Source organism: Nitrosomonas cryotolerans ATCC 49181, from assembly GCF_900143275.1.
In the GTDB taxonomy this organism is placed as follows: Bacteria; Pseudomonadota; Gammaproteobacteria; order Burkholderiales; family Nitrosomonadaceae; genus Nitrosomonas; species Nitrosomonas cryotolerans.
On the sequence record NZ_FSRO01000001.1, the window covers coordinates 2,320,011 to 2,334,583 of the forward strand.

Below are 14,573 nucleotides of genomic sequence, written 5' to 3' on the forward strand. Positions count from 1 at the left end.
GACCGCTGCATAACTGTGTTTTTGAGCTTTTCTGATTACCTGTAGCATTGATAAATCAAACACTTAAAACCTTGCCCAGCCCGAGATAACCAGTTATGCAGCGGTCTTTTAAATATCTAGCGAGAGAGTATTGGAAAATGGGGGAATGTACAATCTACAGCTATAAAGAACCGGAGTGAAAGCATTATGAACAGATCAAGATAGTGTCGCATACAGGAATGCTTTTTGGGCGCACTCCGCTGGCGAAACAGTGGCAGGAACGTAACAGCACTAGATTACCGTCAATTATTGCTATATCTATATAATCTCTCTTTCTAAAACAACTGATGCGTTTAATGGAGAGTGATCTTATGAGATGTTTGTTGAGAAAAATATGCTTCATTACAGCATTAATGACAATAAGCACAGTTACGGTGGCTCAAGAAGTGCCTAATATTTTCTCTCACACAGTATTAAAGCCGCCTTTTAGCTTCAAGAGTGAAGAGCCTTGGAGTCAGATTATTCGCACCCAAAAAGAATGGGAGATGTCCCTTGAATTACTAGAAGAAAGTGAAGCTTTCACCGTGATACCTGCCTTACTTCCACAAATTGACTTTGAAACTTTTCAGTTGGTTGCGGGTGGAATCGGATTTAGGCCAAGCGGTGGGTATCGTGTTTCAGTCAGTGAAGTAATTGAACTGGACGACGTTATACATATTGAGGTTTTTGTTGTCAGCCCTGGTAAAAACTGTATTGTCACTACGCAGGTTACTTACCCTTTTACCGCTATTTTGATTAGAAAAACCAATAAGCCAATTCAGTTTTCTTCTTCTCAGCTTACGGATGAATGCCTCTTATAGCCTTCTAAAGCATGAGTGCATACTAACGGCTAAGACCGGGTTTTCTTACATCAGCCTTACACTGCAAGATAAAAAAAATGGCCTACAAGAGTTAACTTGTACGCCATTAATATATTCTTGGTTGCGGGGGCAGGATTTGAACCTACGACCTTCGGGTTATGAGCCCGACGAGCTGCCAGACTGCTCCACCCCGCGTCTGAGTTAGGCATTCTAACAAAATCAATCCATGCAAGTCAAACAATGTTTCCTTTAACGATACAACTGGTCATATTTAGCATCTGATTTACTTGGCCACGATTATCACGATTAGCATTGAGAATAGGGACTCGTCCATCTTTCCTCCTTATAACGCTGCCAGGCCGCTTGTTTTTTTAGTACTGCATTAATCATTTGCAAAATACGATCTATATTAACCGGCTTGTCCGAATGCTCAATATGGCCAGTCAAATCAACTCCGGGATGTAATTTACCCCGTTTATAATACGACCAGATTTCTGCGCCGTAATCCGTATCGGCCAACTCTGGCGCAAACTGACTAAAGTAAGCCGTCAGGTTATCGACATCGCGTTTCAGCAAATTGTGCGCATTATGGTGGCTGACGGCATTCACAGCCTGAGGAAAATCCATCAGAACGGGCCCATCACGACCGAGCAGCACGTTATATTTGGATAAATCACCGTGTATCACTCCGGCGCAAAGCATCCGGACCACCTGATCGATTAGTTGATGATAGTACGTGCGGGCCTGCTCTGCGGTTAATTTGACGTCATTGAGTCGCGGGGCAATGTTGCCTTGACCGTCCGTAATGAGTTCCATTAATAGCACGCCCTCAAAGAAATTATAGAAACGCGGCACCCGGACACCAACAGCAGCCAGACGACAAAGCATGTCGACTTCTGTACTCTGCCAGGCTTCTTCCTGCGCTTTACGGCCATATCGACTGCCCCGCTCCATAGCGCGGACACGGCGACTGTTTTTTACTTTTCGTCCTTCCGTATAATCAATGCTTTGGTGAAAATTGCGTTTATTGCTTTCCTTATAAACCTTGGCACAACGCATATTTTTTCCACTGCGTACCATGTAAATCATGGCTTCCTTACCACTCATCAATTGACAAAGCACGGCATCAATAAGACCTTCTTCAACCAACGGCTCAATTCTCTTCGGTATTTTCATCGGTATTTATATCGGGCAAGTCCAAACAATGGCCGCCCTATCCTCCTGTCAAAAATTCTTGTAAATTTTTCCGGCTACCTCTCTGTCAATACAAGCAATCGTACCGGCAGTATCGACGATGACCTTGGCATGCTCAGCTACAGTTGCAGGCTGCAAACGGGCCATAATGTGCGAAATATCTCTATGAATAATGAATATATTCCGCCTTCTTGCAATCCGATTAGCCTGTTCACCTTCCTGATCACGCTGTTACTGTAAAGGCCAGTGAAATAAAATTGTAAAGTGAGAAGAATCATTTGGGAATGTGGCAAATTGTCGCGCGACAATTTGTCACACTTGAGCACATTCACGCCACATGATCGTTTTGAATTTCTTAAAAGAGGCTTTGAGTAAATGCTTTTGGCTGTTATTCTGCTATCTTATGATTGCAGAACAAGCAGCCAGGACTGTTACGATTATCTCGTCAGGAAGGATGTTCCGTGCCATATCAAAAAAAAGAAAACCTATTCCCACATCAGGATACACTGGCTAAACTGCATGAGAGTTTACCGTTATCGGATAAGTTACGTTTCCTGCACCAAATCATCCGCGAGGATTTTTCCTTTATTCATCGCTTGGCTATTGCGCTTTTTGACGAAAAAACCAATACACTCAAAACCTATACACACAGCACCTATGGTGATGGTAATCCAATCGCCGCATATGAAGTATCGCTGGACACAGCGCCATCATTGCGCACTATCATGCAACACCGGCGCCCACGTCTGGTACAGGATCTGGATATTTTCGCCCAGGGTACTCATGAACATACCCAGCGCATAGCAGCCGAAGGTTATCAGGCCAGCTATACCATGCCGCTCTATCAAAGCGGGCACTTTCTCGGTTTCTTATTCTTTAATTCTCTCCAGCCCCACCCATTTGAGCCAAAAACACTCCGTCGGATCGATATTTATGGCCACCTGATTGCATTAATGACCATCAATGAGTTAACGGCTATTCGCACGTTACTGTCAGCAGTACGAGCAGCGCGCAGCATGACCCATTATCGAGATGTAGAAACCGGGTCACATATCGACCGTATTGCCTACTATGCCCGTATCATCGCCCGAGAATTAGCACCCAGTTACCATATCAGTGACGCACAAATTGAGCACATCTTTCTGTTCTCTCCACTGCACGATATCGGCAAGATTGCAATTCCGGATAGCATTCTGCGCAAGCCAGGCAAGCTGAACGAAGCCGAATTCGCCATCATGAAGACTCACCCGGCGAAAGGACGTGAAATCATTGATAGCATACTTGAAGATTTTAGTCTGAGTACTTTGGATTATGTCAGCATCATGCGTAATATAGCCGAATACCATCATGAAGCGATTGATGGCAGCGGCTATCCCAAGGGACTGAAAGGGGATGAGATTCCTATTGAAGCACGCATCAGTGCCGTGGCCGATGTCTTTGACGCGCTCACCTCGCGTCGTTCTTATAAAGCAACCTGGAGTAATGATGATGCCACCGCCATGCTGCGACAGCTGGCCGGCACCAAACTGGATCATGACTGCGTCGAAGCCTTACTCAAAAATATCAGCAAAGTGCTGGAGATTCAGCAACGCTTTCGTGATGAGGCGCCCATCTAAACCTGATGGATGCAATCATTGTATCTATGATGTAGAGGCATTGAATCCAGATTTCCTTATCAAATTGCTTATCATCGGGTTGTGTCTCTCGTCGATCAATCGCTTGAAGTCGATTTCGTTACCCATTTCTGCACTACCAGGCTACCCACGATATCTCCTTCCACATTAACCATCGTCCGCACGGTATCCAGTATGCGGTCAATCGGCAATAAAATAGCAATTGCTTCAGCAGGTAGGCCAACCGCCTGCAATACCAGCACCATCGTCACCATACCCGCACTGGGTATGCCCGGAGCACCCATTGCAGCCAGCATAGCGGTAAGAAAAACGATCAATTGTTGCGTCAGGCCGAGCTCAATTCCTACAATATTGGCGATAAATAAGGCTGCAATAGCTTCGTATAACGCCGTGCCATCCATATTCATGGTTGTACCCAGTGGAATAACAAAACCGGCAATATCACGTTTGACATGAAGATGTTGTTCGGCGCAACGCAATGTGACGGGTAAAGTAGCTGCACTGGAGCTGGTAGCAAAGGCGGTAATTAAGGCTTCACGCGCACCGCGCCAGAATTTGAGTGGCGTCATCCCGGTGACAAGATAAAGTATCAACGGCAGAACGACCAAGCCGTGTAGCAGCGTTGCGCCGATCACCACAGCCACAAATTTGATCAACGTTGTTAACAGACTGGCATCTTGCGTGACCACCAGTTGCAGTAATAATGCCATAATCCCCAATGGTGCTAGCCGCATGATCCAGCCTACCAGCATCAGCATCAGTTCCAGAAATTCTTGTAACAGTATCAGAATATTCCGATAGCGTTCACCACCGATTACCAGCGCAATTCCCAACAATAAGGCGAATACAACGACCGCCAGTACATTGCCCTGAGCCAGTGCTGCAATTGGATTCTGGAATAACGAATGTAAAAAATGGGCGAAAAAGTCACGCAACGACATTTGCGTTGTCTGAAAATCCCGCATTGCATCCTGAAACAATGTCAATTGCAATTCCGCACCAGGCTGAAATAGATTTGCAGCAGTCAGTCCCAACAAAATTGCAACCAGCATCGTCAAAGTAAAAAAGCCCAATGTTCCCTGCCATACCCGACTCATCTGCCGATGCGAACGCAAATTAGCTACACCCACGGCAATGGAAGTGAAGACCAATGGGATCAGTACCATGCGCAATAGGTCAATAAACAGCGTGCCCACCAGTTGTGCGGCATATAAGCTGTTTTGTGTTATGGCCGAATCTTCACCCAGCGTGGCAAGTCCCAGGCCAAACAGAATTCCCAGTAACGTACCCGATAGAATTTGTGTATTAAGTGATATTTTTTTCACGAATTGATTCCAACCTTGATATCCGTCAATTACAATGACTGGGCTTACTATTATTCCCGTATTACCTTATCAAACCCAATCATGCTGATCTTGACTGCTCCCTCCGTAAACGAAGAGGATTCCCAATTCAACGAATCCAACCCAGACGCACCTAAATGCAAACAGGACTTACAGATTCTCCAAGGGCTGACACCGCCAGTCCAGCGGCCAAAACATTACGCGCTGCGTTGATGTCTCGATCATGGATTGATCCGCATTCCGGACAGGTCCATTCGCGCACATTCAAAGGCATCTTGTTTACCGTATGCTTACATCCTGGACAGCATTTGCTGCTTGGATACCACCGCTCATACCCACAAGATCTCACCCGTAGAAAGAATAGCGAAGTGCGTTAATCCTAAGTCAATGCCGACTTTGCCGCTAACCTTTGGCTTTAATGCAACCGAGTCGTCGCAAAGCATGGAAACGTGGCATCGATCTGCAGAGTCTTTAGAGACCATTGCAGTGGCTAGTTTTGCTGTCTTAGGCAGGGTGCGCGACCATCTGATATTCAATGGATCTTTTATCTTTGCCAGCTTCAGAGACCTGCCGTCCCACTTGAAAGCGCTGGACGTGTATTCAGCCGATTGCTTGTCATGCTTGCGCTTGAATGGTGGGTATTGGGTTCGCCTCGCAAAGAAATTGCCGAATGCCGTTTGCAGATGGTAGAGAGATGCTGCACAGGAATACCGAAAACTTTGTTCAGCCATTCAAATTCAGGCTCTTTTTTTAACTCGGCCAACAAAGAGCAGGTCGCATGATACCCGATTCTTTTTTTTCTCGGTATCCCAAGCATCAGAGCGAACGCGCAACAGGCGATTAGAGACAAATCCAGTGCACCCGAATGTTTGAACCAGAATAGTGTCTTGCTCAAAAGTTGGGTAAAACCTGAATTTGCATGCGCACTTAATTTCTATTCACACACTTTAACAGAAATAGATACAAGCATAGGCTTTAGCATCAGCGAAGCTGACTCTCTATCCATCCCCGGTCTTAAGGCCGAGATTTCCCAGGAGTTCGGATAAAAGTACAATCGCCATATTGTGATCTACCTCAGATCACTTAGCTAGCTTGTTTTATTGGCGCGCTCCGCTTCGATCTTTAATTGTTCATTAGCGGTCGTCAAACTCATTAAACGCTGCCCCATTTCAATCATGGCTACCCCTGACTCAAATTCGGCAACACGGGCTTGTAACGCTGCGACTTCACTGCCAGATTGGCGTAATCTTTCGAGCTCACTCACAGTCGCCTGCAATTGCTTGCGTAACCGGATCTCACTACGCGCCTGCTGCTGTTGCTGATGCTTTATAGTAGATCGAATTTCAGTATTTTCTTTCTCCAGTCTGGCCAGTCGACGCATATCGGCTGCCCGATCGGAATCTAGCTGATGAGACAGCATGTACGCATTTGCATGGACAATTTCTCGTATCTCACGATTTGCTGCTTTATGAGTCAACACTGCCCACAGGGCTCCCGCTACTCCGCCACTAATGCAATATTTTTTCCATAGCGCCAATACATCCGTATCATTCCTGGCGAGCTCAAAATAAGTAATATAAATCTGATGTTTCTTATCCAGAAATCTATGGATTGCTTCGGATATTTCATTGCACGTATTAACATGGCCCACGGCCTCGACATGCATCGCGCATTTATCATCTAGCGATGCCCTGAAATTAAACAAACGAGCCAATCTTGTTAAATCACTGACAGATAAACAAGTCCCGATAACGGAACAGTGATACATTTCGTCAAGCTCCCAAAGCCTGGCACGCTTTTTTATAGATGGAGAAAGCGTTGTTGGCAAAAAGCCATTCACTATCATCGAATCTTCTTGTGAAAATGCCTTCGATATCGGTTTTCTTAATAGAACAGACGTATTCATAATGTCACCTTTATTCATTTATTCCTGCGAGCAAATAGATTTATTCTTGATAGTTATGTAATATTGAAGCCCACTTATAGTTGTTAAACACAGACTATCAGGACGCTCAAGTCTGTTTGATTTATCAGCCTATCCTGTCTATCAATCGATTCATTGAACCTTTTATCACCAAGCGATTGATCATTAATCTTCCTATTCATGACGATCAATCCGGTTTATGATTTAATATAAAATAATTGGAAGTAAGCGTGAGTCAGCCTGTCAATTTCAGGATGATTGTACTGCTCATTAACAGGACACTCGCATTCAAGGGATCTATTCTGATAGTATGCGGCTGGATTAATTTATCTTGCACGAGATAAGCGGGAATATATATCTAATATCATTCGATGCCTGAGATTGAATACCAGCGGGCGCAAGGCCAACCTGAAGCCAGGTCTTTCTCAATTCACAATAGCGGACTTGCTTATTTCTGTGTACAAAAACACGCCCATAAAGTGAACGAAAAAGGATGATTCACGATTTTATTACAAGCTCTCTTTTTCTTTCATATGTGTCTCTTTAATCGTTGCATTAAACTGACCATTCCAAAACGGCGCTTGTTCTAAGCTTGTCATGGCACTATCCAGATACAACATGGATGTGCTCATTACGCACGGTTGTTATGATGATCAAGCTTTTTATGTTAATCACTTTCCCGGTATTGGAAAATGAAAACCAAAACAAGCGGGACAAAATACATGCATTGTATTCCTGGGATATTGCTTCACCCATTCAGGTAGCCAATCCCAATACGCTACTTCTCGAATATTGCTTATTCTTCGACAATAGGCGCATCGACTCAGATTATTCTGATTAATATAGAGCGATCTGTTAGCCGCACTGACAGATCCCGACTTTGTATTATGACTTCGTTCTATGACAAGAAAATGAATAAACAGCAAATCTTCTCGTTGTCCTGATGGATAGACGATCTGATGACAATCTCGATAAAAAATGTCACGCAAACGTTCAACTGCATAAACGCCGATGCATCCATCGAATTTGCTTTCATAAAGCGCCTTTATATCCTCCAGCATACAATCCAGAATGAATCCCCCTAAATTCCACTCAGTAGATATCTCAGGCACCTCTCCATTCTTCGTCGTGAGTTGACACCACTCCGACCACTCCGAATCCAGATAAGTCAGAATAAAATCCTCCCACACGCCATAACGAGTCTCAAAACGTCCTTCCAGATCATCAAAATCGTAACGGTAAAACGGACTTTGGAATTTCCGGTTTATGCTTGCCACATTATTCAATCCCTTAAACGAGTACCCAATGATATGCTCAGTCTGTGATACAGTTAGCTTATAGAACAAGCTGACCAATGAGATTCATATTAGAATACAAGCCATCATGGGTAAATAAGCAGATAACTTATTATCCGCTAAGCAAAATCATTAGATTTTTTTTCAAGAAACAGATTAGCCGAACATCATCGATTCGGAATATCAGCGAACTGGCATTCAAAACGAGCTCACAGAATTGCATGCTTGTTCTCTATCATTTGCCAGTACAGATGATCTGAAAACAGGCCATTGTTTCAACACCAAAATCATAAAAAACTAACGCATCAGCCCAATACCTGAAGGATGATTGGACCCATGTATCTGAGGTGACAGTTCAAACAACCTTGTACCAGCAGACGATCAGCGTCACCCTGTGGCGGAACACCCATGTCGCTATAAACGGTACTCGGATGGAAAACAACTAGATAGCATTGCTGACAAAGCCAGGGCATCCATAATTTCAATAGTCTCGGCTGCACAGTACCATGCGACATATGGCAATGACTGCAATCCTCACGCGCAGGCGCAATGATTCCAAAAAATTGTCTGGATTTATCTGTTGGCGATGCGTGATAAGACGTAGAAGCAAAATATCAACAGAATGCCCTCATCCGATAGTTTCATTACAGCAACTAACAGGTAGTAGCAATAGCGCTATTCTACGTCCATCAAACGCTTTCTGAGCATATTTAACCTATCGGCAACAGGCGACAAAAGGAATCTGTCTGATTCAACAGGCCCAACGAGTTTATCTTATCCAGGTCATCATTTCGGTTCATTTTTATACTGCTCCGATGGATGACAGGCATGACGATAGTCAAGCAAAGTCGCCTGTGCATGGCCCAATACACTGTCATTCGCATAGTTTCCCGATATGTCCATCACACCAGCTGGACAACCCGTCAGCAATTCAATCCCTTCAAGCACGTGCCGGGCAGTGTAAATATGAAATAAACCTTTAGCCACCGCTGCCAGAATTTTATGATCCAGCATTAGATTCCGCCGGTTACTATATGGAATCAAAACGCCCTGGTTCCCATCCAGCCCGGCTGTCTCACAAGTACGAAAGTAACCCGTTATCTTTTCATTAACCCCGCCCACCGGTAATATTTCACCATGCTGATTCATTGCACCCGTTACGGCGATGCCCTGCTTGAGCGGCAGCCCTGATAAGGATGAGAGCAGGACAAAAAACTCCGCACAAGATGCAGAATCTCCTTCTATCCCATGATATTCCTGCTCAAATACAATAGCCGCATTAAATGAGAGTGGTGTATGCTGGGCGAATAAAGCGGCCAGGTAATTCTGCAGAATGAATACCCCCTTATCATGGATTGGTCCAGACATTTCCACTTCGCGTTCAATATTGAGCAAACCATCTTCGCCCGCGTAGGTCCGTGCCGTAACCCGCACTGGCAAACCAAAACGATAATCCCCGAGATCTATCTGAGTCAACGCATTCAAGTGCCCTATCGCTTCACCCTCTACACTAATCAGTACATCTCCAGCAGCAATAGATTCCTGCATACATTGTTCGGGATAGTCATGACGCAAAACACGCGCTTCGAATGCCGCCTCGATATCGGACACCTCAACCAAACAGCCTCTGCGCATGCGGCAAAATTCCGCACTCTCCATGATCAATGCTTCGGTATGGGCAAAAATTGCACTCTGGCGGGCTTGATCACTCGTTTCGCGATGCGAGTGCTCCAGCAGGCGTGCGACCGCAGCTACAGAAAAATGGGGCAATCCTAGCTTTTCACAGGCATGGGCAATAAAAACAGATGAGGCGCGACGCGTTTCATTAGTGGCTGCAAAACTTTCAGCAAAATCTACCTTAATCCGAAAACGGCGGGCAAGCTCCGGATCTTCTTCCTGTAATGTATAATATTGTTCACGTGAACCAATCAGGACGATTTTAATATGAAGATCCACTGCCTCCGGTTCAAGTGAAACAGTCGGTATCGGCGTCATGATCGTATTCGGCTCCTCAATCTGTAGTCTGCCACTGCGCAAAAAACGGCGCAATTTTTCCCATACAAAACCATCCGCCAGCAAATCATGTAGATACAACATGAGAAAACCACCATGGGCCCTGAGCAAGCTGCCTGCACGAATACGCGTAAAATCAGTTACCAATACATCATTTACGGATTGATACTCAATGTTACCAAATAACGAACGAAATAATGGGTTATCGTCAACGATTACTGGTGCGCCACTCAGAGCGCTATTATCTACCACCAGATTAACCTGATAATGTGATATTGTCTGGGCCAATTCCGCTTGTCCGTTATCATTATTTGTGCTGTCAATCTTAAATCGTTCCAGATTATCGAGTATGTTCTGTCCTACCCGATTCAGGTAAGTGTCAAGCCGGGTAGCATCGTTAAAGTGTTGTTCAAGCCCCCTACGAACTTTTTCTCGTGCACAATCCAGTAACGGTTTAACTATTTTACGCTGCAAGATTACCAAGGCCTCATTCATAGCGGATTCTAACGGCCGAATTTTCTCAAAATAACGAGCCAGTTCTGTACGTAACTCCTGTTCAGCCTGCTCAATTTCGGCACGACGTTCCTTTGACAGAGCGAGTATCTCACTTTCCACCAAAGCCTGGCCTTTCTTGTCCAACAGCATAAAGGCCAGGCGCCCCGCTTCTCGGCGAATAGCAAAATTGCGTGCTTCAGCAGAAGCGCACAATTCTGCATAGGCCTTCGTCTCTGCTTCTTTATAAACTTTTTCAATGCGTTCACTCTCAGCCTTAAAATCCACCTCATCCAAGCGCTGCGGTATTTGCGACTGCAAGGATTTAATCATGCACTCCAAACCTTGACGCAATAAACGTCCCTGCCCGGCAGGTAAATATAAAGCCTGCGGTTTTTCTGGCGCATCAAAATTATGCAGATAGCATAAATCAGGCGGTATCGCTTTATTTGTAGCCGCGGTGGCCATTGCCTGTCGCAACAATGAAGATCGACCGCTACCCACTTCCCCCAATACGAATAAATTATAACCGGGCTGATTCATTTCCAGACCGAAACGAGTGGCTGTTTCAGCCCGTTCCTGTCCGATCCAGGATAAAGGATATTGCACTAATTCCGAAGTATCAGAGAATTCAAGTAAGTCCGGATCAATCGTAAAACGCAGGTCAGCAGAAGCCAAATGTAAGGCGGGCATTTTAGTTCATAGCAGTATAAACCCGCATTGTAACCGCTAATTTCATAGCATTACGGTATTACACTGCCTTTTTCTACCCCTATAAAAACAAACCAGTTGCCTTAATCGAAAATTTAATGGGGAAATATAGGGCTGGGAATACGAAATCATATCACCACAAGACAGCTATTCAGAGAGTGATGCCTTTCATCTGAGTGACTCTGAAGCATGATGTAGCATTTTTGGCATCTCTCACGACATCATGGTAGAGTATCTAATCATGTGTTATTTCGCAGCAATAACCATTGATTGGCAGCCTCCTGACAGGATTTCCTGTTTGAGTCATTTATGATCATAGATAGGAGAAATAGAGTCGTTCAGCCTGAAAAAATTAATTAATTTTCTGATGGAGCTGGCTTTATGAAGAAAATAGAATTAAAACGCATCTATGAAATGCCATCGGACAGTGATGGCTACAGAATCCTGGTAGATCGCCTTTGGCCTCGAGGGGTAAAAAAGGAGGAGGCCCGATTAAACGAATGGAACAAAGATATTGCCCCTTCACCAGAGCTCAGAAAATGGTTTGGCCATAAGTCAGATCGATTTGAAGAATTCGCCAGGCATTACCGCATGGAGCTGTCAAATAAGGCCGCCGAATTAGAAAAGATCTTAGCTATTTCGCAAACACAAAATGTCATGCTGGTTTATGCTGCAAAAGATCCAAAAATCAACCATGCCAAAATATTGCTCAATACATTATTAGAACTACATAACCATAAAAAATAAAATTTAAACAAAATGCTTTTATCCTCATGGCTAATGAAACAAACAGTTCATTAGTTTGCCTCATAAGAATATATGAAATGAACAATATGGTGCTCAATCATGAAACTTGAAACAATTGCATTGCATGCCGGGTATAAAGGTGATCCTGCGACCAATGCCGCAACCACACCTATCTACCAAACCACATCCTATACCTTTAATAATACTCAGCACGGCGCAGATCTATTCGATCTTAAGGTTGCGGGTAATATTTATACCCGAATTATGAATCCCACTACGGCTGTATTGGAAGCGCGTGTAGCTGCAATGGAAGGAGGCATTGGCGCATTAGCCTTGGCATCAGGCATGGCAGCTATTACCTATGCGATACAAGCAATCGCAATCACCGGAGATAATATTATTAGCACCAGCCAGTTATATGGCGGCACTTATAATTTTTTTGCGCATACCCTGCCCAATCAGGGGATTGAAACCCGCTTTGCTTCCTGTGACGATTATGCAGGCCTGGAAGCGCTGATTGATGATAAAACAAAACTGCTATTTTGTGAGTCAATCGGCAATCCGGCGGGGCATGTAGTCGATATCGAAAAACTTGCGGATATTGCTCACAGAAATGGTATCCCATTGATTGTAGATAATACCGTTGCCACTCCGTATCTTTGCCGTGTCTTTGATTATGGCGCGGATATTTCCGTACATTCTTTAACCAAATACATCGGTGGGCACGGTACTTCTATTGGCGGCATTATTATCGATTCAGGAAAATTTGACTGGATCACAAATAAGGATCGTTATCCGATGCTGAACAAACCAGACCCATCCTATCACGGCGTGGTTTATACAGAGGCATTGGGTGAAGCGGCTTATATTGGTCGTTGTCGTGTCGTACCCTTGCGCAATACAGGTGCAGCCTTGTCACCAATGAATGCCTTTTTAATTATGCAGGGATTAGAAACACTAGGTTTGCGCATGGATCGCCACTGCGATAATGCATTACAAGTGGCTAAATATCTAAAAAAACACGAACAAGTCCGCTGGGTTAAATACGCCGGTCTACCAGACAGCGAGTATTATCATTTATGCCATAAAATACTGGGAGGGAGAGCCTCTGGTATATTGAGTTTCGGCATAAAAGGGGGTATCGATGCAGGCACAAAATTCATTGATGCTTTACAGATGATTTTACGACTGGTCAATATTGGCGACGCAAAATCGCTAGCCTGCCACCCTGCGTCTACAACACACCGGCAGTTAAATCCTGAAGAGCTCGCTTCTGCCAGTGTCAGTGAAGATATGATACGCCTATCGATCGGTATAGAACATATAGATGATATTATCGCCGACATTGAACAAGCACTGTCTGCGGCAAATTGACTTGCTCCCCTCCGTAAACGAAGGGGATTCCCAATTCAACGAATCCAACCCGGGCGCACCTAAATGCAAACAGGACTTACAGATTCTCCAAGGGCTGACACCGCTAACCGCTAGTCCAGCGGCCAAAACATTACGCGCTGCGTTGATGTCTCGATCATGGATTAATTCGCATTCCGGGCAAATCCATTCGCGTACATTCAAAGGCATCTTGTTTACGGTATGCCCACATCCCGAGCAGCGTTTGCTGCTTGGATACCATCGGTCAATACCCGCAAGCTCTCGCCCGTAGAAAGAATAGCGAAGTGCGTTAATCCTAAGTCAATGCCGACTTTGCCGCTAACCTTTGGCTTTAGCGCACCAGTGTCGTCGCAAAGCATGGAAACGTGGCATCGACCCGCTGAGTCTTTAGAGACCGTTGCAGTGGTTAGTTTTGCTGCCTTAGGAAGGGTGCGCGACCATCTGATATTCAGTGGATCTTTCATCTTTGCCAGCTTTAGAGACTTGCCGTCCCACTTGAAAGCGCTGGACGTGTACTCAGCCGATTGCTTCTCATGCTTGCGCTTGAATGACGGGTATTGGGTTCGTTTGGAAAAGAAGTTACCGAATGCCGTTTGCAGGTGGCGGAGAGATTGCTGCACAGGAACACTAGAAACTTTGTTCAGCCATTCAAATTCAGGCCTCTTTTTTAACTCAGTCAACAAAAAAGAGGTAGCATAATATCCGATTCTTTTTTTCTCGGTATACCAGGCATCAGAGCGAATGCGCAACATGCGATTATAGACAAATCTGGCGCACCCGAATGTTTGAACCAGAATAGTTTCTTGCTCAAAAGTTGGGTAAAACCTGAATTTGTATGCGCGCTTAATTTCCATTCACACACTTTAACAGAAATAGGTGGAAACACAGGCTTTAGCATCAGCGAAGCTGATTCCCTATCCATCCTCAGTCTTAAGGCTGAGGTTTCCGGGAGTTGAGATGATAAATCCCGTCACCATTGCCTGAATAAA

Annotated in this window: 15 protein-coding genes and 1 tRNA gene; 4 read left to right on the forward strand and 12 right to left on the reverse strand. The window is 44.7% G+C overall.

Annotated elements, in window-relative coordinates; translation table 11 throughout:
* Window positions 1-392 precede the first annotated feature (392 nt).
* Window positions 393-839: a protease complex subunit PrcB family protein gene (locus tag BUQ89_RS10335; RefSeq protein WP_028460955.1), complete on the forward strand. Its 447-nt coding sequence runs from the start codon at window positions 393-395 to the stop codon at window positions 837-839.
* Between the two features lie 118 nt (window positions 840-957).
* On the opposite strand, the gene BUQ89_RS10340 is transcribed toward BUQ89_RS10335, so the two are convergent.
* Window positions 958-1,034 (reverse strand) — tRNA-Met (locus BUQ89_RS10340).
* A 111-nt stretch (window positions 1,035-1,145) separates the two neighbouring features.
* Window positions 1,146-2,015, reverse strand: a complete 870-nt coding sequence (locus BUQ89_RS10345) for a PA4780 family RIO1-like protein kinase (RefSeq protein WP_028460956.1) — start codon at window positions 2,013-2,015, stop codon at window positions 1,146-1,148.
* A 479-nt stretch (window positions 2,016-2,494) separates the two neighbouring features.
* On the opposite strand from BUQ89_RS10345, the gene BUQ89_RS10350 reads away from it, so the two are divergent.
* Window positions 2,495-3,649, forward strand: a complete 1,155-nt coding sequence (locus tag BUQ89_RS10350; protein ID WP_028460957.1) for an HD-GYP domain-containing protein — start codon at window positions 2,495-2,497, stop codon at window positions 3,647-3,649.
* A 95-nt stretch (window positions 3,650-3,744) separates the two neighbouring features.
* Here BUQ89_RS10350 and BUQ89_RS10355 read toward each other — a convergent pair whose 3' ends face one another.
* The 8 genes from BUQ89_RS10355 to BUQ89_RS10380 form a co-directional block, all read right to left on the reverse strand.
* Window positions 3,745-4,992: a dicarboxylate/amino acid:cation symporter gene (locus BUQ89_RS10355; RefSeq protein ID WP_028460958.1), complete on the reverse strand. Its 1,248-nt coding sequence runs from the start codon at window positions 4,990-4,992 to the stop codon at window positions 3,745-3,747.
* Window positions 4,993-5,143: 151 nt separating this feature from the next.
* A complete protein-coding gene (locus BUQ89_RS13960; protein WP_218146732.1) occupies window positions 5,144-5,359 on the reverse strand; it encodes a zinc ribbon domain-containing protein in 216 nt (71 codons plus the stop codon).
* Complete coding sequence (locus BUQ89_RS13965; protein WP_028460959.1) at window positions 5,340-5,741, reverse strand: transposase; 402 nt, start codon at window positions 5,739-5,741, stop codon at window positions 5,340-5,342. The genes BUQ89_RS13960 and BUQ89_RS13965 overlap by 20 nt, the downstream gene beginning before the upstream one ends.
* Before the next feature lie 6 nt (window positions 5,742-5,747).
* The gene (locus BUQ89_RS14645) at window positions 5,748-5,948 is read right to left on the reverse strand and encodes a helix-turn-helix domain-containing protein (RefSeq protein WP_218146734.1); all 201 of its coding nucleotides are present in this window, start codon (window positions 5,946-5,948) and stop codon (window positions 5,748-5,750) included.
* A gap of 149 nt (window positions 5,949-6,097) precedes the next feature.
* The gene (locus BUQ89_RS10365) at window positions 6,098-6,916 is read right to left on the reverse strand and encodes a hypothetical protein (RefSeq protein WP_143071218.1); all 819 of its coding nucleotides are present in this window, start codon (window positions 6,914-6,916) and stop codon (window positions 6,098-6,100) included.
* Window positions 6,917-7,605: 689 nt separating this feature from the next.
* Window positions 7,606-8,211 carry a hypothetical protein gene (locus BUQ89_RS10370; protein ID WP_143071217.1) on the reverse strand — a complete coding sequence of 202 codons (606 nt, stop codon included), beginning with the start codon at window positions 8,209-8,211 and terminating at the stop codon, window positions 7,606-7,608.
* A gap of 323 nt (window positions 8,212-8,534) precedes the next feature.
* Window positions 8,535-8,783 (reverse strand): cytochrome c3 family protein, encoded by a 249-nt coding sequence (locus BUQ89_RS14650; protein WP_425434880.1) that lies wholly within the window; start codon window positions 8,781-8,783, stop codon window positions 8,535-8,537.
* Between the two features lie 232 nt (window positions 8,784-9,015).
* A complete protein-coding gene (locus BUQ89_RS10380) occupies window positions 9,016-11,427 on the reverse strand; it encodes a Lon protease family protein (protein WP_028460962.1) in 2,412 nt (803 codons plus the stop codon).
* Window positions 11,428-11,826: 399 nt separating this feature from the next.
* On the opposite strand from BUQ89_RS10380, the gene BUQ89_RS10385 reads away from it, so the two are divergent.
* On the forward strand, window positions 11,827-12,192 hold the full coding sequence (locus BUQ89_RS10385) for a DUF488 domain-containing protein (protein WP_028460963.1): 366 nt from the start codon (window positions 11,827-11,829) through the stop codon (window positions 12,190-12,192).
* A gap of 99 nt (window positions 12,193-12,291) precedes the next feature.
* Complete coding sequence (locus tag BUQ89_RS10390; RefSeq protein ID WP_028460964.1) at window positions 12,292-13,566, forward strand: O-acetylhomoserine aminocarboxypropyltransferase/cysteine synthase family protein; 1,275 nt, start codon at window positions 12,292-12,294, stop codon at window positions 13,564-13,566.
* On the opposite strand, the gene BUQ89_RS14655 is transcribed toward BUQ89_RS10390, so the two are convergent.
* Window positions 13,495-13,878: a zinc ribbon domain-containing protein gene (locus BUQ89_RS14655; protein WP_218146733.1), complete on the reverse strand. Its 384-nt coding sequence runs from the start codon at window positions 13,876-13,878 to the stop codon at window positions 13,495-13,497. The two genes, BUQ89_RS10390 and BUQ89_RS14655, sit on opposite strands and share 72 nt — an antisense overlap.
* Window positions 13,779-14,438 (reverse strand): RNA-guided endonuclease InsQ/TnpB family protein, encoded by a 660-nt coding sequence (locus BUQ89_RS10400; RefSeq protein ID WP_051537527.1) that lies wholly within the window; start codon window positions 14,436-14,438, stop codon window positions 13,779-13,781. The genes BUQ89_RS14655 and BUQ89_RS10400 overlap by 100 nt, the downstream gene beginning before the upstream one ends.
* Window positions 14,439-14,573 lie beyond the last annotated feature (135 nt).

Bases quoted from the DNA above. Each gene is read 5' to 3' on its own strand.
- BUQ89_RS10335 (WP_028460955.1), top strand. From the start codon at position 393: ATGACAATAAGCACAGTTACGGTGGCTCAAGAAGTGCCTAATATTTTC.
- BUQ89_RS10345 (WP_028460956.1), bottom strand. From the start codon at position 2,015: ATGAAAATACCGAAGAGAATTGAGCCGTTGGTTGAAGAAGGTCTTATT.
- BUQ89_RS13965 (WP_028460959.1), bottom strand. From the start codon at position 5,741: ATGGCTGAACAAAGTTTTCGGTATTCCTGTGCAGCATCTCTCTACCAT.
- BUQ89_RS10365 (WP_143071218.1), bottom strand. From the start codon at position 6,916: ATGAATACGTCTGTTCTATTAAGAAAACCGATATCGAAGGCATTTTCA.
- BUQ89_RS10380 (WP_028460962.1), bottom strand. From the start codon at position 11,427: ATGCCCGCCTTACATTTGGCTTCTGCTGACCTGCGTTTTACGATTGAT.
- BUQ89_RS10385 (WP_028460963.1), top strand. From the start codon at position 11,827: ATGAAGAAAATAGAATTAAAACGCATCTATGAAATGCCATCGGACAGT.
- BUQ89_RS10390 (WP_028460964.1), top strand. From the start codon at position 12,292: ATGAAACTTGAAACAATTGCATTGCATGCCGGGTATAAAGGTGATCCT.
- BUQ89_RS10400 (WP_051537527.1), bottom strand. From the start codon at position 14,438: ATGGAAATTAAGCGCGCATACAAATTCAGGTTTTACCCAACTTTTGAG.